At 66.2% G+C, this 20,578-nt stretch carries 11 protein-coding genes; 10 read left to right on the top strand and 1 reads right to left on the bottom strand.

The genetic code is table 11. The annotated features are described in order from the left end of the window. Positions 1-5 precede the first annotated feature (5 nt). The 10 genes from dpdE (at position 6) to AB0P35_RS12635 (ending at position 19,367) form a co-directional block, all read left to right on the top strand. Positions 6-3,287, top strand: a complete 3,282-nt coding sequence (gene dpdE / locus AB0P35_RS12680) for a protein DpdE (RefSeq protein WP_363509883.1) — start codon at positions 6-8, stop codon at positions 3,285-3,287. Then, positions 3,277-5,853, top strand: coding sequence for a protein DpdF (dpdF, locus tag AB0P35_RS12675; RefSeq protein ID WP_363509881.1), 2,577 nt, complete (start codon positions 3,277-3,279; stop codon positions 5,851-5,853). The genes dpdE and dpdF overlap by 11 nt, the downstream gene beginning before the upstream one ends. After that, positions 5,853-6,785 (top strand): protein DpdG, encoded by a 933-nt coding sequence (gene dpdG, locus AB0P35_RS12670; RefSeq protein ID WP_363509879.1) that lies wholly within the window; start codon positions 5,853-5,855, stop codon positions 6,783-6,785. The genes dpdF and dpdG overlap by 1 nt, the downstream gene beginning before the upstream one ends. Further along, on the top strand, positions 6,778-9,882 hold the full coding sequence (dpdH, locus tag AB0P35_RS12665) for a protein DpdH (protein ID WP_363509877.1): 3,105 nt from the start codon (positions 6,778-6,780) through the stop codon (positions 9,880-9,882). The genes dpdG and dpdH overlap by 8 nt, the downstream gene beginning before the upstream one ends. Continuing rightward, positions 9,879-10,565 (top strand): hypothetical protein, encoded by a 687-nt coding sequence (locus AB0P35_RS12660; RefSeq protein WP_363509875.1) that lies wholly within the window; start codon positions 9,879-9,881, stop codon positions 10,563-10,565. Before dpdH ends, AB0P35_RS12660 begins: the two co-directional genes overlap by 4 nt. Further along, complete coding sequence (gene dpdJ, locus AB0P35_RS12655) at positions 10,562-15,073, top strand: protein DpdJ (protein ID WP_363509873.1); 4,512 nt, start codon at positions 10,562-10,564, stop codon at positions 15,071-15,073. The genes AB0P35_RS12660 and dpdJ overlap by 4 nt, the downstream gene beginning before the upstream one ends. Then, on the top strand, positions 15,070-15,588 hold the full coding sequence (gene dpdK / locus AB0P35_RS12650) for a phospholipase D-like domain-containing protein DpdK (protein ID WP_363509871.1): 519 nt from the start codon (positions 15,070-15,072) through the stop codon (positions 15,586-15,588). Before dpdJ ends, dpdK begins: the two co-directional genes overlap by 4 nt. Next, positions 15,585-17,621, top strand: a complete 2,037-nt coding sequence (gene dpdD, locus AB0P35_RS12645; RefSeq protein WP_363509869.1) for a protein DpdD — start codon at positions 15,585-15,587, stop codon at positions 17,619-17,621. Before dpdK ends, dpdD begins: the two co-directional genes overlap by 4 nt. 694 nt (positions 17,622-18,315) lie before the next feature. Continuing rightward, positions 18,316-19,113, top strand: a complete 798-nt coding sequence (locus AB0P35_RS12640; protein ID WP_363509867.1) for a hypothetical protein — start codon at positions 18,316-18,318, stop codon at positions 19,111-19,113. Continuing rightward, the gene (locus AB0P35_RS12635; RefSeq protein ID WP_363509865.1) at positions 19,110-19,367 is read left to right on the top strand and encodes a hypothetical protein; all 258 of its coding nucleotides are present in this window, start codon (positions 19,110-19,112) and stop codon (positions 19,365-19,367) included. The genes AB0P35_RS12640 and AB0P35_RS12635 overlap by 4 nt, the downstream gene beginning before the upstream one ends. Before the next feature lie 81 nt (positions 19,368-19,448). Here AB0P35_RS12635 and dbpB read toward each other — a convergent pair whose 3' ends face one another. Continuing rightward, a complete protein-coding gene (gene dbpB, locus AB0P35_RS12630) occupies positions 19,449-20,558 on the bottom strand; it encodes a DGQHR domain-containing protein DpdB (protein ID WP_363509863.1) in 1,110 nt (369 codons plus the stop codon). Positions 20,559-20,578 lie beyond the last annotated feature (20 nt).

Genomic DNA, 20,578 nt, shown 5'->3' with positions numbered 1-20,578 from the left:
GAGACATGGCGTCGGAGTTCGCGGTCGGGAGCCTCGTGGAGTTCCCGGGATCCCCGGGGATCGGCCGTGTGCGCAACGTTTCGGGCGATGTGGTCCACGTGGACTTCTTCGAGTCCGTCGCCGACCCTTCGGTCGAAGGGCGAGACGTTCCGATCGGCGAGTGTCGCCGCGTGTCGCTCGAGCCCCAGACGCGAGTTTTCCGATGCAACCCCAGCACTGGTGAATGGCTGGCTGGGCGGATTGCCGGCGTGGCTCCCGGGCTGCGCCGCTATTTCGTGCATTTTCCTAATACCGACTACGATTTGCCGGTTCCCGAGGAGGACCTTTATGTCCGCTGGAACAGGCCTGTGGCGGATCCCCTGCAGGTCCTGGTGAGCGGCGGTAACGAATCGGGATATCTCTATAATGCGCGAATTCCCATGCTGCGCAGCATTATAGAGCAGCGCGCCGTGAGTGCGAATACACCGGCACTCCTGGCTGCGGCTGCGGAGATCTATCCGCACCAGGTGCGGGCTGCTTCGATTGTGCTGGCCGACCCTGTTCAGCGTTACCTGCTCGCAGACGAGGTGGGCCTTGGGAAAACCATCGAGGCCGGCTATGTGATCATGCAGACCTTGATTGATAATCCGCAGGCAACCGTGGTGATTGTTGCTCCCGACTCGCTACGGCGTCAGTGGAATAAGGAGTTGCAGACAAAGTTTTTCGTCGGGGACTTTTCAGGTAGGTTGACGATCACGTCGCATGAGTCGCCCGAAAAGTGGAAGAATTATTGCGGCAGCGATCTTGTGGTGATCGACGAGGCGCACATTCTGGTCCAGGATCGAGACGATTTGGATGCGACCTACCAGTCGCTCTGTGTGCTTGCGCACTCCGCTTCGAAGCTTCTTCTGCTTTCGGCGACGCCTGTCACTTCAAACTATGCCACATATCTGGGATTCCTCCACCTCCTCGATCCCGATGTGTACAAGTGGAGCGAGCGAGAGGCATTCGAGCAGCAGTACCAGCGCCGGGCAGAATTGGCCAGTCATCTCTATAGCCTGGATGCCGAATTCTGTGCGCTGCTGCCGTCGTCGATCGATCTAATCAGGAAGGTTTTGCCCCGCGAGGACACTCGTTTCGATGTCTTGGCCGACCGGGTTCTCGAACTCCTCGACGACCAGGGTGAACTCGTGGACGAGTCGAGCATGCCGGACCTCTCTGTCGCTGTGGCGGCACTGCGGGCGCACATCAGCGAGACCTACCGCTTGCACCGGCGCGTCATCAGGCACCGCCGAGCGAATGTGCTAAACGGTAATGACGACTCGGCATCGGGCCTCTACGAGGTCCGAGGGCGAACCGAGCCGGAAGCTTTGACAATCGACTCCTACGATCCGGCCGCGGACAGTCTGATGCAGTGGCAGGCTCGGGTCTGGGGGCACCTTCTCGATCAAGGGTGCGAGGAGGAACTTCGCGAGACCTATGCCCTTGTCCTGGCTGTGCTCGCATCGCGCCTCGGCGGTTCAGCAGAGGATTTTATCGACGCGTTTCGCCGACGTGTGCGTGGGGATGATGATGCGGCTCAGCGGGCCTGTCTGAGCACTCGCGAAGAGCGCTACCTCGATGCTGCTGCCGTGTTGCCTTTTGAGGCGGAACTTCTGGAGGAACTTGAAAGTCAGATCGTCGAGGCGTACCACGCTGCCGAACTCGGAGAACTTGTGGATGCCATTGTGCCGGCATTTCGAGCGGGCACGAGCGTCATCGTCTTCTGTGGTCCCGGTAGCCTTGCGTCTAAGCTCACGAAACGGTTGAGCTCTCGCTTTCCCCGGAAATTGTTCTTGGAACACACCCGCCACGTGGGCGGGGTGGCGTCCGAGCGTGCGATCGCCCAGTGGCGCGGGGCGGACGGTCGTCATGCCGTGCTCATCGCCGACGACACGGCCGAGGACGGCCTCAACCTCCAGACCGCCGACGTGGTGGTTCACCTGCGTCTTCCCTGGTCACCGAACCAACTGGAACAGCGACTGGGCCGCACGGACCGCTATGTGGAGTCCCACCGTCAGCGTCAGCCTCCCGCGCAGTTCGTCCTCACCGACCCCGAGGCCCTTTCGGGAGCCTGGTTGTCCTTGCTGAGCCGCGGGTACGAGGTCTTCACCGGGTCGGTGTCCACACTCCAGGACGCGATCGCGCAGGGCCTCGCGCGTACGTGGGCCGAGGCGTTGGAGTACGGCCCGGAGGGTCTGACGGACAACGCCGATGCTGTTCGGGCCGGGATGTCGGAGGCTCGTGCCGAGATCGATCAGATGGACATGCTCGAGTCGGTCTTCGACTCGTCCCCCGAGGGTGACCAAGCCGAGGTTCTCGGGGAGTTCGAAGCGGACTGGAGGGGGATCCGGGAGGCCATGCTTGACTTCACTGGGCGCGACGGGTCGGATGGTATTAAAGTCCGTCATTTTCGGCCCAGTTCGGACTGCGACTCGTTCGAGATCACCTCCAGGACCCTTGTCTCACCGCACCTGTTCGACCGCAACCGACCGTCCGACAAGACGATGAAGGGAACGTTCAACCGGAACGTGGCCCTCAGCTCGCCCGGCACGAGGCTGTTCCGGATCGGGCACCCGCTCGTGGACACGCTGGCCAAGGTCGTGTGGTGGGACGACCGCGGCCAAGCCACGGCGTTCTGGCGTGCCGACCCGGGACACAAGGGGGAACCGGAGCCCTACTTCGGCTTCGACTACTTGGTCGAAGCCGACACCGCATCCGCACTGGACCTGGCGTTGAAGGTGCCACACGCGCAGAAGCGCGTCGAGACCGAAGCCGCGCTGCGGCGCCAGGCCGATCAACTGCTTCCGCCATTCACATTGAAGGTCTGGGTGCCGGCCGGCGCCGCCGAGGCCGTCACCGACCAGGCCGTCCGAACCTGGCTGGACCAGCCCTACCGAGCCACCGATCACAACTTCAACTTCAAGCGGATCCAGGAACTGCTCGACTTCTTCGACGGGCGAGCGGGGTACGAGGCTGCCGTGCGATCTGCTGAGAGAGTAGGCAGGGAGGAACTCGAACGAGTAACCAACCTCGCCGAACGGTGCGCCGAGGCGCAGGAGTCGGGGAGGGAACGACTTACGGTTGCACGGGCTCAGGCAGAGGCCCGCCAGGCGGCGGGGCGACTTCTCGGTGACGGGGAGAGCTACCTGTTGGACGTGGGTGTCACCGCGGCGTTGGTGCAAGCGCTCAGCCACCCCGCTGTGCGCCTCGTTTCCGCAACGTGCGTACTGAAGACGGGTCTCAGGAGGGTTACCCGTGGTGACTGATGGCTGGACCGGGGCGTCGACCCTGTTCAGGAACCTTTCGGCGCCGCCCGAAATCTCGGATCCCGTAGGGCCGTTGCGACGGCTACGCGACGCGTTGGCTACTGGATCGGCCGGTTGGCGGGACATCGCCTCGCTAACCCGGCAAATTCTGCTCGAGGCACAGGCCCGGGGGAACCACACAGGTCTGACGATTCCGATCGACCCACGGCTGCCCACGCGTGTGCAGTGGGAGCAGATGCGTTGTTCCACCGGGCGGATCCCCAGTGCCGGCTCGCTGCGGGTCAGTGCGGAGCCTTGGCATCCGCCGGTGCAGGAGACTGCCTCCGATCGGGCAGTGGCAGACCTTCGGGAGATCTGTCTGGGGCAGGATTCGAACCTCCGGCGGAAGTTCGAGTCATACCCGACGGACCCGTTCTTCACGGCTGCGCTCGGTGAGACATACAGCCACTACGTGTCGGTCGGACAGAGGCAGGCAGCCCGGGCGGTCGTACTGGCCGAGCCTGGAAGCACCACGATCATCTGCCTTCCGACCGGTCACGGGAAGACCGCGGTCGCCATGGCTCCGGCACTCCTGGCGAGCGTGAGCGGCGGGGTGTCTGTGGTCGTGGTCCCCACCAGTGTGCTCGCGGCAGACCTGGAACGACGGACCAGCGAGATTATCGAGCGGCAGGGGCAGCACAGCCCGACACGTCGTTACGCCTACACCAGTGGGCTGCCCGACGAGGTCAAGAAGCAGATGAGGGAAGACATTGCTGCAGGTCGCCAGCGATTGGTCTTCACCTCGCCGGAAGCCGTGACACAGAGCTTGAGCAAGCCGCTCGAAATTGCCGCAGAGTCAGGTTACCTCAGGTACTTCATAATCGATGAAGCGCATCTTGTGGAGCAATGGGGAAACAGTTTTCGCACCGAGTTTCAGGAGATGGCGGGATATCATCGCTCCTGGGTGCGGAAGGCTCCGGAGGGTCGGAAGCCGATCACCGTGGCGATGAGCGCGACACTCACCGCCCAGCAAGTGGAAACTCTCGGCATGCTGTTCGCCCCGTTGCAGGAGGCGAGAATCGTATGGGCCTCGCAACTCCGCCACGAGCCGAGTTACTACATGGAGTGGCTCCAGGACGAGGCGGACCGCCGGGCCGCGGTCCTCGATGCCGTTTGTTATCTTCCGAAGCCCCTCATTCTGTATACGACGAAGGTATCCGAGGCCAAGGAGTGGGCCGACCGCCTGCGGGATTGCGGGTTTCGCCGAGTTGCACATGTGACAGGTGACTCCACCGAGGCCGAACGTCGCGATGCACTGGAAGGGTGGCAGGGCCGGACTGTAGAGGGCGACATCGGTACGCGCTACGACATCGTGGTCGGCACGTCGGCCTTTGGTCTCGGCGTCGACCTCGGAGATGTCAGGACGATCGTGCATGCCTGCCTGCCCGAGACGGTCGACCGCTACTACCAGGAAGTCGGTCGGGCGGGCCGTGACGGAAGTCCCTCGATCGCCTATTTGGTAGCCACACATCAGGACGAGAGGCTTGCCGAGTACATGAGCAACGAGGCCGTCATCGGAGCCCCTCGGGCCTGGGAGCGCTGGGATGCCATGTTCCAGGACAGGAAATTCGTTCAAGGGCGTTGTCGAGTGAGCATCAATTCCTATCCGCCCGACATGAACGAGGGATTCAATACAAATCAAAAGTGGAATGTTCGAATTCTCAACCTGATGGCCCGGGCGCGACTTCTGGATGTCCACCCCGCGCAGCCTCCGGCCAAGGAATCGAATGAATCCGATCTTGATTTTCGGAGGCGTGTCGAAGAATTCTATTCGGCGGGCGACTATGTGGACGTGGATCTCATCGGGTCGGACTCCCGAAACCGTGGGGTCTTCCTTGAACGATTCGAGGAGGCCCGCCAGGTCCTCCTGCGAGACCGTGCGGAATCGCTCCTGGAACTCAAGAGTGCTCTTCGCGGGAATCGTTGCATCGGCGAGGTCCTGGGGTCCTACTATCGAATTCCCGACGGGGCGGGACGACTGCACACCGGAGTCACCTGCCGTGGCTGCCCTCACTGCAGGGCGAACGCCGAACCGATGGACAGCGGCTTCTACCGTCTTGCCGGCGAGCCCCGTCCCCTGCTGCCCACGCCCACGGCGTCAGGTCGCCTGCCCTTGGCGCGGTACTTCGGAGCCGGCAAGTTCCTGAGCCTCTGGTGGCAGGGCCCCGACGACCGGGCCCTGGTGGGGCGGATGCTGGAAAGCCTGGTCCGGCGAGGGGTGGCGGTGGTCGGAGGCCCGGGGTTGGACGAGCAGATGAAAACCGAATTGCAGAGCACGGCGAAGACCCGCGTCGTCGTGATCGACGACGACGGGGCTCTCCTGGCCGACTGGCAGGGGCCTGTCATCTGGATCGCGGCCCCGGACGCACGACGGACCGGGCCCCAGATCGACGATCGCTTCGCATGGGACTCGCCGACCTATCTCATCCACCCGCGGGACCTCGACCACCCGGAGCGTCGAGGCACACCATTGATCGACATCCATCCGGCCAACCTCTCGATCCGCCGTGCCCTGGAGGAACTCTGATGACCCTTCTGAACGTGGAGGCGGGCCTTCCCTCCCAGGTATGGGCAGTGGTCCGTCTCCTCACCCACCTGGGGCAGCGTGTCGCAGTGGATGAGGCTCGGGCACTGCTGAGCCCGCCGACCCTGCGTATGGAGGAGTCGAAGAGCCGCCCGCCGTTCGATGCTGCCGTCGGTTCGCTCCTGATGCTCGGTCTGCTGCGGGAAGACAACGATCTGGGCGGGTTGGCGTTGACCGGCGGGGCTGCCGCATTGGCCGACGGCGAGGACCTGGCTGCCTACACTGCTGTCCTACGGAGCGCGGTCCTCGACGAGGAGCGCAACAGCAACCTGGGCGCGGACGACAGCATGACGGGGCCCCGGGACCTGACGCGTGCGCTTGCCTGGCTCCTCATCCACGATCCGATGGAACCGGCGATCAACTGGGCGAATGCACAGGAGTTGCTCGACAGCACGGACGGGGAGGACCGCAAGATCATTCGGCAGGAAGTCCTTCCGCTCTTCCCCAACCCCACTCGTTGGACGCGGCTCACCCACTGGGCCCCGGCCCTGGGATTTGCCGCCGCTCCGCTCCTCCGAGCCGAAGGCAGTGGCCCGCTGGTTCCCGACTGCACCGTTGCGGTGAGGCAGACGGTGAGCGCACTCTGGCCGGCCGGGGAGCGCGTCAACGCGGTGGAGGCCCTGCGGACGCTGCGGGAACGGTTGCCGGTGCTGCCCGGCGGCGCGCACTCGCTCGCTCTGGGATTCCCCAGCCCAGGCGAGAACGTCGCGGGGAGCGCCCTCTCCTTCGCGCTGCTGCGCGGGCACGAGGAGAAGTGGTTGCGCCTCGAGCACGATGACGATGCCCGGCACATCCTTCACCTGCATGACCCGGACCGGCCGACCAGCCCGCGTTCTGTCAGTGACATCACCATCCTGGAGGACCGTCGTGGTTGAGTTCCGCGGAATGCTCTGCTGGGATCCCGCTGTTGCTGCCGAGACCATCAACACCGAGGCGGTCAGCCCGTCCAGGGCGGTCTTCCTGGCCACCCACGCTCCGCTGCGGATCAAGCGGGCCCGGATCCTCGACGAGAAGAAGTTGGACTTCACGGGCGACCCGATCAGGGAGCAGGTGGTCCTCGAGGAGTTCCTCGCGCTCCGACCGGATAGCGGCACTCTGCTGATGCCGGTCGTCGGCGACTCCGGCTCGGGCAAGTCGCACCTGGTGCGGTGGGTGCGCGAGCAGCTCGCCTCGTCGGACGAGTTGGGGGTGGGCCGGGAGGTCATCTACCTGGAGAAGTCCAGGACGAGCCTTAAGGCGGTCGTCAGCGCTCTCATTGCGAAGGCGGAGGGCAGCGAACTGGCGCAACTGAAGGAGGACATCAACAGGTTCACCGAGGACATCGACGAGGAAGCCTTGGCACGTCGCATCCTCAACGAGTTGAGCGAGGCGCTCGAAGCCACCCCGCCGAGCGCCGAGTCGCGACCGCTGGCACGCAGCCTGGTGGGGCCCGGAAAGCTGGCCGCAGTACTGCTCGATCCGCATGTCCGTGCGGAACTGCTGGGACCGGGCAACTTCGTGCCTGAGTTGGCGCGTCAACTGATTCACAACCGGCAGCCAGGGCAGGGGGATCGGCCCGAGGGCTTCACGGTCGATGACCTCCCGCTGGACATCCGCGACATCAAGTCCGCTTCGGGTATGGCACAGCGCACGCTGGGGATGATCAGTACGCGCGGCGATCTCCAGGGCATCGCCGTGGACCTGCTCAACACCCACCTCGAAACCGCGATCAAGAAGGCCGCGAACCTGGGTGGGGGACGGCTCCAGGACGCCATGCGGCAGGTTCGGGAGGAGTACCACCGGCAGGGCAAGGAGATCGTCCTGCTGATCGAGGACTTCGCCCTGATCCAGGGAGTGCAGCGGGACCTCCTCGACGCCGTGGTGGAAGCGGCGAACCGGGAGGGACAGACGGCCCTCGCGCCGATTCGCACCCTCATGGCGGTGACCACCGGTTACTTCCAGTCTCTGCCGGAGACGGCGCTGACTCGCCTTCAGGCCGGTTCGGGCTACGTCTATCACCTGGACGTCCCTTTCGGCCCGGACGAGACCGGCAGGCGACAGATCGCGTCCTTCGCCGGCCGGTACCTGAATGCCGGCCGGGTCGGACGGGAGGCGCTGGAGAAGAGCAGCGGCGACGTGCCCAATAGGTGTACGGACTGCGTACTGAGGGCGGAGTGCCACGATGCGTTCGGAGCGACCTCCGACGGGTACGGCCTCTATCCGTTCAACGAGTCGGCGCTAGTCCGGGCGGTCCACTCCACCGCTCCCCAGGACAAGCCGTGGTCGTTCAACCCGAGGGTTGTCCTGGGAAGTGTCCTGCGACCCGTTCTTGTGGAGCAGGCCGGCACGATCCGGCAAAGGCAGTTCCCGGACCAGGAGTTCCGTCAGAGGTTCCGTCCGAGCACGATCGACGAGCCGCTCAGCCGGGCGGTTCGCAGTTTCGTGGAGGAGAACGATCCCGACCCGACGTCGGTGGAGCGGCGCAATCTGGTGCTCGAGTTCTGGGGCGATGCTCCCGAGCATGCGAACAGCGTCTCCGCCACGGTTCTCGAGGCGTTCTCCCTGAAACCTCTGGCCGATGGGCTCGGCCTGGCCTGGCCGGCCGGTCATTCCGCCTATGTGCAGGGCCCGAAGCAGAGCGGCGGGGGCACTCCGTCGGTCGACAGCAAGCCATCCGTCGACGGGAGCGAACTCCCGCGGGAGCTCCAGCGAATGCTGGGAACGGTGGACGAGTGGCTCACCCGTGACCGGGTTCTGGACACCAACACCGCCAACCGGATCCGCGGCGTGGTGTCGACCGCTGTGCTGCAGCGGTACCTATGGAACTCCCCGTTGATGCGCGAGCAGGCTGCTGGTGAGATCAGGAAGGCTGCCTGGCCGCCCAAGGCCACGGTCGTGTCCATCGAGGGCGCGAAGGAGAACCTACCCGGTGTGGAGAACGCGCCGATCACGTTCTCGCGCCTTCCCAAGGACAGTTGGTTCTTCGACAGCCTCCTGAAGGCCGAACACAAACTGCAGCCTCGGGCCGAGGACGTCCGTAGGCTCGCGACCTTGGCGGAGAAGCACCAACCCGACCTCACCGCACGCCTGCAGAAGCAGATGGAGATCACCGACGACCATCTGGTTGCGGGTTTCCGGGCTTCGCTTCTCGGTGCGGCCCTGGCCGGCCGGGCCTGGCCTGGGATGTCCAGGGCACTCCTTGTCGCGGCGGTTCTGGATGACGGGCGGGGGTGGCAGCGGGAGGACGGCGAACTCCGCGCGAACAAATGGTTGGACATACTCGAAACACATCTCAGGGCGCGTGAGGCACTGGTGCACCAGCTCCGGCAGTCCGTCGGCATCGCGCAGGGCACCGGTGCGGTGACCATGATCGATGCAGCCCGGGTTCTTCCGCTTCTCGAACGGGCGGCATCCAATTGGGGCTGGGACGTTGAGTCCCTTCAGATCCCGAAGTGGGTGAAGCCTGCAGTCATCGGATTTGCCTCGTGGCCGGCGATGGTCGACGACCAACTCGCCCGTCATCAAGAGTTGCTGGGCTCGCTCCGGGCCTGCCAACCGCGAGGCACCGCAGGGGTGCACACCATGGCTGCGGTACGGGCCGCGGTCAGCGAGGGCCGCGATGTCGGACTGCCGCTGACAGCCGACGAGGAACGGAGGTTCGATAGGCTCCTGAGTGACAGTCAGAGTGCCGACTGGAAGTCGATCTCTGAGCTGGAGGACGACCTCGCCAAGGCTGCCGATCAGGACCGTAGCCCTGCGGAGCGGCAGGACGCGCGAGTCTTCGCCGCAGTCAAGGACCGCGGAACCTCGCTGAGCGCGATCCACCAGTTCCTGAGCTGGAGCGACAGGTGGCTCGACAATGCGCTCACCAGTGCCGAGGAACGCTCGGGCGGATCGGCCAGTGACAGCGCGGCAGAAGGCGTTGCGGAGATCTGCAGGGAGTGGCTCGCCCTGTCGGTTGCCGCGACCGAGGCCAAGGAGGAGGGTCGATGACTGCTTTGTCCGTTTACGACAAGGCCGTACAGCTTCAGAACCGTGTACGGCAAATTGCCGAAGGGGAGGTCGGCGAGAAGGAGGCGGACAGGGTACTTGGCCGCGTCAAGGAACTCGGCGTGGCGTTGGCGGACTTCCGGACCCAATTCGGTGTGAGCCGTGAACTCGCGCGCTTGGGTGCGGCAGAACTGCCAGACCTGACCGCGGTCGAGGCCGCCCGTACGGCGTTCGAACGGAAGGCCCGGGTCGGCTTGCCCGCCAATCCGGTCTTCAACACCGCCAGGCGCAAGATCGAGGAGAGCACCGACACGCTCAGGAGTGCGAATAGCGAGGCCTGGTCGTCGTGGGCGAGTGGAAAGCTCGCCGAGCTTCCGCTGGCCCGTATTCCCATGCTGCCGCCCGATGACAGGGCTGTCGCGCGCGCCCGCGCGAAGGAACTCCAGCAGGCGATTGCCTCCAAGAGCCTGTCGAAGTCGACCATCGTGCTATTCACCGGCACGTACGAACTCCTTGCCGAGTCACTGCAGGGTAAGAGCGACCCTCCCGAGGAGTTGTTGTCCCTCCTGACCCGGCTGGAGAGCCGCCCCAGTCCCACCCTCCGGGACATCACGGACAGCGACATCGCTCTGCTCCGCCGGTTCGAAATGGACACCTACATCACCCTCCAGAGGACCGCCGCGTGACAGTGAACCTCGACATCCGGTTCGCGAATGAGCTTCTCAACCGTCTGGAGGACCGCGAACTCCCGCTCCTGTCCTGGGGGGTGACGGAGAGCGCCCTCTCGGAACAAGAGGTCCTGGAGACCATCGACGACCTCATGAGCAGCCATCAGGAGGCTCCGGCCGACCTGTCGGCCCGGGCGGTGATGGACGAATTCCTCCGCCGCGCCCTGCTGTTCAGGATTCCTGTGCCGGTGGCATCGCCGGCTCGGTACCGCACGCGGTTGGCTGAGTCGATCAGACTCACCACCGGTCTTCGACAGCTCTTCCCCCCGAGCCGGGGTTGGACCGGCCAGGAGCAGGCCGGATGGTGGCAGCAGCGACCGCGACTGGTCGCCGACTACCGGCTGCACACGGCCGCACGGCGCTACCCGCGTCGGAACATCCCGACCGTGACGGCGCTCCGCGAACTGGGCGGGCTGGTCGGATGGGGAGACCTTCAGGCGAGCGTGGCCGCCGCCCAACTCCAGGGACGCAACCTGGCGCGCTTCCAGTTGGACGCTGCGCGTGAGGTCTTCGCGGCCCTCGGCTCCGGGACGTCCAAGGGAATCATCGTCGGAGCCGGCACGGGCAGCGGCAAAACCCTGGCGTTCTACCTACCGGCTTTCGCGGCCATTGCCGAGCGCACCACTCGTGCCGCGGGTCCTCCGAGCATCCACACCTTGGCGATCTACCCGCGCAAGGAACTCCTGCGGGACCAACTCCGGACGTCCATCGAGGCTGCCGACAGTGTCGAGAAGGCGCTGCAGAAGCACCAAGGGCGCCCGCTCCGCGTCGGCGCGCTCTACGGGGACACCCCGTGGCGGGTGAACGACAAGCGCCTTGAACCGAACTCGAACTACTCCAACTCCTGGGCCCGGACCGGGAAGGGCGTCGTCTGCCCGTACCTCCCCTGCCCGCACTGCGGCACTGGGGACCTCGAGTGGACGGATGAGAACCGTCTTCGCGATCGTGAACTCCTGACCTGTCTCGCGTGCGGATACGTCCTGAAGAATGGTCGTTTGGCGCTCACCCGCGACTCCTTGAGCAAGAACCCTCCGGATCTGCTCTTCACGACCACGGAGATGCTGAACCAGTCCAGCGGGAACTCCCGTCTTGAGCGGGTACTCGGCTGGAGCGGCGGCACGACCGCTCCTTCCCTAGTGCTCCTGGACGAGGTCCACACCTACAGCGGGTTCCACGGAGCGCAGGTGGCCCTGCTGCTGCGCCGTTGGCGCGAAGCGGTGCGCCGCCCCGTGACGTTCGTGGGCCTGTCCGCGACGCTGCGGGACGCCGATGCCTTCTTCGCTCAACTGATCGGCCTGCACCAGAGCATGGTCGTGCCGATCGCACCCGACGACGACGAGATGGAGTCCGAGGGCCGGGAGTACTCGCTCGCGCTCCGCGGCGACCCGATCTCGAACGTGAGCCTGCTGTCCACGTCCATCCAGACAGCCATGCTCCACGGCCGGATGCTCGATCGAGACCATGGCAGGTTTCTCTACGGTTCGACCGGGTTCCTCTTCACCGACGACCTCGATGTCACCAACCGCTTCTACAACGACCTCCGGGACGCGGAAGGCGGGCAGGACCGCCGCGGCCGTCGCCGTGACATGCGGAAACGGGTGTTGGCCGGGCTGCGGGCCTCCGAACGGGACGAGCACGCGGCCCGCTATCTCGACGGTCAGTCCTGGGACCTCGCCGAGAAGATCGGCCACGATCTCGACCCGGACGCGCGGCTCCACCATCTGCGCGTCGGGAGAACGTCCTCGCAGGACGTCGGTGTGGACCACCACGCCAACCTGACCGTTGCGACCGCGTCGCTCGAAGTCGGGTTCAACGACCCGCGAGTCGGTCTGGTGTTGCAGCACAAAGCACCGCGCGACGCCGCGGCGTTCATCCAGCGACGCGGCCGTGCGGGCCGGGAGCGCGGAACGCGTCCCCTCACTATCGTCACCCTGTCCGACTACGGTCGGGACCGGATCGCCTACCAGAGGTACGAGACCCTCTTCGCCCCCGAGGTGCAGGCCCAGAGCCTGCCCGTCCATAACCGCTTCGTTCTGAAGATCCAGGCAGCACAGGCGCTGCTGGACTGGGCAGGGCGCAAACTCCGCAACAGAAGACTGAACGGCGACCCGCGAGAACTGCTCAAGGCTCCCGCCGGGTATGTCGTCAAGGACAGGAATCGGGCGGACCACGATGCGCTGACGGAACTCTTTGACGACCTGCTCAGAAAGCCCGACCGGCAGGACGATCTCGCCCAACACCTCAGGAGGGCCCTGCAGATCAGCGTGGACGAGGTGCAGGCTGTGCTGTGGGAACAGCCGCGGTCCTTGCTGCTGGCCGTCGTGCCGACCGTTCTGCGTCGAATCCGCAGTAACTGGACTCCGCTGCGGGTGGACGTCGGTGCCAAGGAAGGGACGTTGCTGCCCGAGTTCGTCACGCAGGCGCTCTTCGAGCCGTTGAATCTGCCCGAGGTCACCCTGGTCCTGCCGTTCGCAGGCGCCGAGACCGGCGGCGAGAACTCCGAGGAGATGCCGATCGCGCGGGCGCTGCGCGAGGCCGTCCCGGGGCGGGTGAGCCGCCGTTTCGGGCACCGCCACGACGACCACCGAACCTGGCTGCCGGTACCTCCTCGGGGAACCGACGTGCTCTCCCTGCCCCCGATGGTTCGGTATGCGGAAGAGGAGGGCATCTGGTTCCCCTATGGCGGCCAACCACAAGGGATCAGGGTCTTCCGGCCCCATCGGTTGCACCTGGAGCAGCCGACCCAGGACATCGCCGACCAGTCCCAGGGCTTCCCGGTGTGGGGCACGGAGATCGTCGTGCCGGACGACGGGCCGCCGACCCCGGCGAGTGTTCCCGACCCGTCGCCGTGGCGCGACCGGGTGCGGGCGGTGGAGTTCGCGACCCATGCCGGGGGCAACCCGATCGAGGTGCGCAGGATGACCATGGGCGCCGAGTGTCAACTCGTCTTCGACGACGGTGGCGCCGAGAACCGGACCATCCGCTATGACGTGGAGGGCGAGCCGGCCGCGCTCGGCTTCCGGCTCGGGGTCGATGCGGCCAGGTTCCTGATCAGCCCGCTCGACACCTCGGATTCGTATGTCAGGGACTACCTGGAGTCCCCGCAGTGGCGCTCGCTGGCCTTCTCCTGTGCCATCGCGGAGGATCCGACGTTGGTGGAGCTGTCCAATTCGTTCCAACGGGACTGGATCACCCAGGTCTACCTGACCGCGTTCGCTCTGGAGGGACTCGGAGGGAAGCGCACGGCCAAACAGGTGCGTGAGTCCCTCTCGAAGGGGATCTGGGCTGCTCAACTTAACCGGATCATCGCCGTGTTGTACCGCGAGGACGGCGATGCTGCACTGGACAACACACGACTTGTCTCGGGACTGACCGAATTGGTCAAGGACGACCGGGTACTCGCCGCTGTCGACCGGGCCGCGGACCTGCTCGTGGTTCCGGACGTCGCCGACCGCACGGAGGACCTCGCCCAGCGTGCGTACCGGGACACCTTGGCTGCGGCGATCCTCTCTGCCGCCCAGCGCGCCTGCCCGGACGCACAGGACGGGGACCTGATCGTCGACGTCCTGGCCTGCCCCGATGCCGCCGGCCCCAGTACGGTCTGGCTGAGCGAGACGTCGATCGGCGGGCTGGGCGTCGTCGAGAGTCTCGTGCGGTTCTACGGGGAGGACCCTCGCCGGTTCTGGTCGCTGGTCGGCAGCGTCCTCGCGCCCAGCGACTACGAGTACGTCGACGCCGCGCTGACCCGGTTGTTGCGGCACCTTGCCGACGAACCAGGCGGTGATGCCGCATCGGCGGTCCGGGAACTCCGCCAGGCCCAGAACTCGGACGAAGCGAGGGAAGGCCTCGACCTGCTCCTCGCCGCGTGGGAGAGTCTCGACGGGCGACCCAGGCGTGCCGCTGTGTCAGCCCTGTCGACCCGTCTGCTCCGGCCGGGGTCGGGTCCGGACATCGACGGGCAGACACTGGCCATGGTCGACGCGTGGACGGAACTGGAGGATCACCTGGGCGTCGAAGTGGACGCTCGGGTCGTCGCGTACGCGGTCGGCGACAAGAAGATCGACATCGGCGGTACCCGCGAGCTGAGCGCGGACCAGGCCTTCAGCCTTCTGTGGCCGAGGGGGCGACAGGCCCGCACACAGGACCTGCAGCACTACCAGCCCTACACTGCCGCTCCTGTGCTGGACCGGCTGCTCGTCCGGGCTGCCCATGACGACAGAATTCCCCATGTGGATGTTACGGCCGACGACTGGCCCGCGGTCTACCGGAAGGCGATGTCGGAGCACGCCAGCATTGAACTTGTATGCCCTGCAAGCGAGTTGCAGGCCATGGCCCAGGCGGTCGTCACCGTCCCGGTGCTCCAGATCGACCGGGGCTTCCTCCATGTCTTCGGTGAGGTACGGGGCTACATCCGAGACCGGGACGAGGTACGGGTACGAGTGGAACTGCGGGAGGCCTTCCAGTGAAGGAACTGACCAGGACGCTGCGTACCAGCGCCAAGACCGGTTTGAGTGTCGACTCGATGCTGGCGGCGGCCCTTCTGTCGGAGCTCATCAGCCCGAGCCGGCAGTTGTGGCTGGTCTCTCCTTGGATCACCGATGTCGAGGTCATCGACAACCGCCACGGAAACTTCGACTCCCTGTTCGGGGACGTGCCGCCCAGCAGTTGGCGTCTGTCCGACGTGCTTCTGCGGCTCTCCGGCGCCGGAACGGAGATCTGTGTAGTGACGCGCGCAGATCCCCACAACGACCTGTTCCTGCGGCGGATGGAATCCGCGGATCCGAAGCGGCTGCACGTGTGGCGGGATCCGGACGTGCATGAGAAGACACTGTGCGGCCAGGACTGGCTGCTCGACGGGTCGATGAACTTCACGGTTCGGGGCATGGCGAAGAATGACGAGTCGGTCACCTACAAGATGGGTGGGCCGGGCGCCGGGCAGGCACGGCTGGACCTGGCACGGCGTTGGAGGAATGGCGCGTGACGCAACCCGAGAACAGCAGGCGGGATGCCGCCGAGAGGTTCCTGCGGCAGTTCTTCGGCCAGGGGAACACCGCCTGGCCGGGCATGGATCCGCAGTACCCCCACAAAGGCCGCATACTGCCCTTCGTCGAGTCCTTCCGGCGGGCCGACGACGCGCCGGTCGTCCTTCCGCGCATGTACAGCAACGCCGATCGGTTCGTCGTGTACGTGGTTGCCCGCGACTCGAGCGATCGGGCCAGGACGGCCGAGTTGATCCGCGCCTTCGCCGGGCCGACGTACATCGCGTATGCCAAGGACGAAGGCGTGGTGCCTGCCAGGCTTGACCGCAGCGATCCCGTCGAGAGTGCGCTCCTCGACTTCTTCGGTGAGCGTCCGACTTTTAGGCTGAGCACCGGACTGAACCCTCGGCACCGCCGGAACCTGGTCGACGCACTCCACTTGATGCAGCAGACCGCCGCCAGTCGGCCCCCGCGGCTGTGGCGAGTGGCCAAGCCGGTGGGGCGCCTGCTGGCGGAGTTCGACGCGTCGCTCTCGGCAGGTGCGGCGGAAACCTCGGGCATGCTGCTCGACCACCTCGCGGCAACCGGTGGGATGACGGCGTCGAACCTTGCGAACCTGAAGATCAAACGGCTGGACCGGCTCGGGCGGAGCGAGGAGATCCTGAATTCGCCCGAGTTGGCCGATGTCGTTCGGCAGGACCCGCCCGATGCGGTGAAGGAAGCCATCCTCAACGCCGTCCACACGGCGCTGGAGGAGCCGCTCGCCGACGGCGATCTGGCGCTGGCACGGCAACGGCTGAACGAGCGGGGCAGATTCGTTCCCGACCTGTTCGACATCGACATCGCCTCCGTAGGTGTTCCGGCCCTGACCGTGCTGCTGCTGGCTGCCCACGTCTTGGAGGACGGCCCCGTCCTCCGGAGACTCGTCGACGCCGTGCAGGCCAGTGGCCGCTCCGACCAGGTGGTCCCCGCGGTGTGGGACATGGCCGTGCAGCAACTGCAGGAGACCGGCGGAACCGTCGAGACTCCGCCGGAGAACCTACTGCCCGCCGAGGTGGCACCGAATCCGGCGGACACCGACACCGCTGCTGTTGACTCATGGCCCGAACTGGTCACCGAGCTGGCCAAGGGCAACAAAACGGCCAGGACGGTACTGGCCGACCGAACCTGGGTCTCCTGGCCCTCGCCGGCCGCCGACGACGCCCACCTGGCTGAACTTCTCGACAACCTGGAGAACACCGTTGCTGCCGAGGCATGGCGGGCGGTGGGGGCGTTCATCGACGCGGTCGGTTACGACACGCCGGCCGGGCTTAGCGCGCGTGCGTTCGTGCGCAACGCCATCACCTTCGACCGATTCGGTCCCAGCGACCTGGCGGTGCTGCAAGCGCTGATGGAGATCGTGCTTCGGGCAGCACCCAGCGCTGGCGACTACGCCGAACTGCTGGAGGAGATTGGTTCCGAGCACAGCCGGTGGGTTTCGCCGGAGCGGGCACCGATCGTCCTGGACTTCGTCGACCGACTATCCCTGGCCGCTTGCCCGGACCTCCAGGCTCGCAGCAGCCTCGCCTACAGACTGCTGGAGCCGCTCTCACGGCACCAAGCACGTCTCGACGACACGGACCTGGCATTCGCCAGGCGCCTCTCGGACGAGCTCGGCGTCAACTTCGTCTGGAACGCCCGGACTGCCGACGACGGCGCGCAGGAGACCCCACTCGCCGCCCTGCCGGCCATGAATGTACTGCTCTACTCGCTCGACGAAGCGGTACTGGCCCGATCCGCCGAGGAGATCGAGCGGTTGGCCCCTTCGGTGAAGGCGGTGACCACCCACGATCACGTCGGGAGTCCGCAACTCCGATTGAAGGCGAGGGCCGCCGACGTCATTGTGCTCGCGACCCGCTGCGCGAAGCACGCGGCAACCGGCTTCATCACCCAGCACTCGCAGACTCAGCATCTCCACTACGCGGACGGAAGCGGGTCCGCGTCGATGCTTCGTGCGGCGGTGGCCGGCCTTCGAGCGGCCGCTGCCAGTCGTTGACAAGTGGCCAGGCCCTTCCCCAGCAGCGCGTTTGCGCGGGTCTTGGGGAATGGGCAGCCGCAGTCGGTGCTGGACGACGAGTTGGCGGGCTGCTGGGTGGAAAGGAGCGGGCCGGCCGGTGTCGTCTCCGAGAACCGGGACTGGTGGCTCAATTGGCAGAGCGGTGGACCGTTGATCACTGGTGGTACGGGCAGGCAGCGGCGATCGCCGAGTTGGGACGCAACGCGCTGGAACCCGACTGTTGCTGCTGCAAAGGCGGTTGAGGGAGCAGCAGCCGTCGACCGGTTAGGCCCAGTCTGTCGCGGTGCCGCTGGCTCGATCGGCGGAAGTGCGGGGGCTTCGAGGCCGCACTGCTCGGCGGTGCGCCGCAGACCGCGGAAGCCTTGCTGGAACAGATCACTCACCGGGGAGGGCTCTCCCCAGCGAACCTGATCGGCCTGCGGTCAAACGTCCTAGCCGCCGTCTACGGGGCTGTGCTCGACCTGGTCCTGGAGGCGGAAGGCTTGGCCGCCGCAGTTCGGGTGCTCGCGGGCCCGAGCGTTCCGAGGAACCTTCCGACCGGCGAAGACCCCCTGCGCCACGGGGACGCAGCCGTCGCCGTTTTGCTCGTGACAATCCACGGCCAGGGCGAGAGCGCCCGGTTGGCCCAGTCCGGGCACTGGACGCAGCGGGGCGGAGCGAGGTGGTCCCGGACGTGCTCCGGGACGTGCTCGCCGTGCCCGCCGAGGAGTTGCCCGCACCGGCCGCGGAACCGGACCTGGAACCCGAACCGGCGCAGTCCGCGGGTTCGGTACCGTTGTCGTGGGCGGATCTGATCGGCACGGTGGCCAACGACGACCACTCCGCTTTCGTCCTGGCCCGCGCCATCGACGCCGAGGGGCAGGGGGGCTGGACCGTCGATCCGGCGCAGGACTCCCTCATCGCCGAACGCCTGTCTTCCTGCGTGGACGAGGAGTACGAACGGATCTGGCACGCCGTCCTCGCACCCTTCCTCAAAGCGCTGCTCGACAGCCCGGAAGCGATGCCGCTGACGCTCAGCCAGGTGGTCGCCAGTTCGGCCGGCAGCCGGCGGGACCCAGCCGGCCTGGCGGTGCTCGGGCTCCTGCTCACCCTCTCGTTGCGCTCCGCCCCCAGCGCGTCGGCCTACCGCGAACTGCTCGATCACGTCTCGCTGATGGCGGAGCAGTGGGTGGCTCCGGAGACCGCGGAGCAGGCACTGGACTACGTGGACCTGCTGCTGGCCTACGCGGCCCCGGGCGAGGACACACGTGTCCGGTGTGCGTTGGAACTCCTGGCACCGCTGAGAGGACGGGCCAACGGCTGGATCCCGAACTGCTCGACCTCGCCCGCACCTTGTCGGAGGAACTCGGGCTCAACGACCTGGGGTGGCCCGGACGCAACCAGCGGCCGGCTGAGCGGGCGGGACTGCCGCCCGCCAAGGTGCTGGTCTACGGCCTGGACGAGAAGGTCCTGGTGCGGGTCAAGGAGATGACCGAGAAGCACCACCTCCAGGTGAAGGTCTCGACCGCCTTGGACAAGGTCGGATCGTCTTCGCTGCGCCAGAAGGTCCGGTCCGCGGACCGGATCGTGATGATCACCCAGTGTGCGACCCATGCCGCGACCGGTTTCATCGGGCAGCACGCGAAGCACGCCAGCGACATCGTCTACCCGGCCGGAGCCGGTTCTGCCTCGGTGTACCAGGCTCTGGTCAGAGCAGTGGTCCCCGGGCACCCGGACGTGGACTGAGGGACTCCCCTCCGGGTGAAGGCCCGGGGCCGCTGCGATTCGCGCAGCGGCCCGGACCTTTGCCCAGGCTCCCCTCTACGACTACCCGCGGACGGTTCGGACCAGGAGGTTGGTGAGCAGGCGCACGTCGTTCGGCGTGTTCTGGAGCCCGTTCCAGTTCCGCTCCTCACCGTCAGGGAAACGCCACTTGCCCGAGGTCCAGGACGCCACCGGTAGCAGGTTCAGCAGGGCTTCACGGATCTCGTCGCTGTCGACTCGCTCGGCCGGCATTCCCTCGGTCAGCGCGTCCATGACGAAGCCCATGGCCTGGATGCCGACGCCGTGGGTCAGCCGGGACTGGCGCGGCGGCAGGTTCCACGGGTCGGAGAAGGTCTCCCGGACGATGTTCCAGAAGGAACGCAGGTGCAGCAGCATCCGGTCGACGTCACCGGACCCGTCGACTGGGTTGCGGTACTGGTAGAGGGCGCCTTCGAAGAGGCTGTGCTCCAGCATCCGCAGGACGCTGTTGTCCTTGATGTTGCCGTTCGGCGAGGTGGGGCTGGCCACCCTGCGGAAGAACGCGCCGTTCACGTCGCCGTTCAGCCTGGTCATCAACTGGGTGGGCAGACGCCGCTTGGCATACGCGGGCGGCAGGTGCCCGGTGGTGGACGGCAGCAGCTCGTGGATGAGCCCCTTGGGCAGCGGCTTGGTCGAGTTGACCAGGATGAACTGGGAGCGCTGCTCCTCCTCGCCGTCTGCGATGAACCCGACGGCGGCGACCGGGAACTCGGCGAGGTCGGCGTCCCGGATGGCGGCACTGCGCTGCTGGCCGTCGACCAGCCACGCCGGCTTCTCGTCCTCCGTCATGGTCTCGGCGAACCGGATCTCCAGTTCACCGGGAACAGACGGAGCACTCTGATCCGCGGACCCGCTCCGCTGGAAGGGGATGAACTTGACAGAGTTGTCGAACGCCAGGACCAGGGCGTTGGGGAGCATGGCCCCGTCGGACTCCAAGTACCTCTTGATCGACCGGATGTGGCTGAGCACCTCCGGGCGCTGGTAGCCCTGCAGGAGGTCGTCGTTGTCCCTGCGGATGCGCGAAACGGCGGTGAACTCGTGGAGTTTCTTGCCGTCCACGGCGAAGCAGTAGATTCGACGGCTTCCTTGGCGCACTTCGAGGGCTGGGAGGCGCAGAGTGTGGTGGTCGGCCACTTTTCTCCTAGAACAGTTGC

Origin of the sequence: Kitasatospora sp. NPDC085879, assembly GCF_040686255.1 — a bacterium.
GTDB lineage: Bacteria > Actinomycetota > Actinomycetes > Streptomycetales > Streptomycetaceae > Kitasatospora.
Note: the sequence above shows the minus strand (reverse complement) of the source record. Positions and strands in the feature narration are given on the sequence as shown.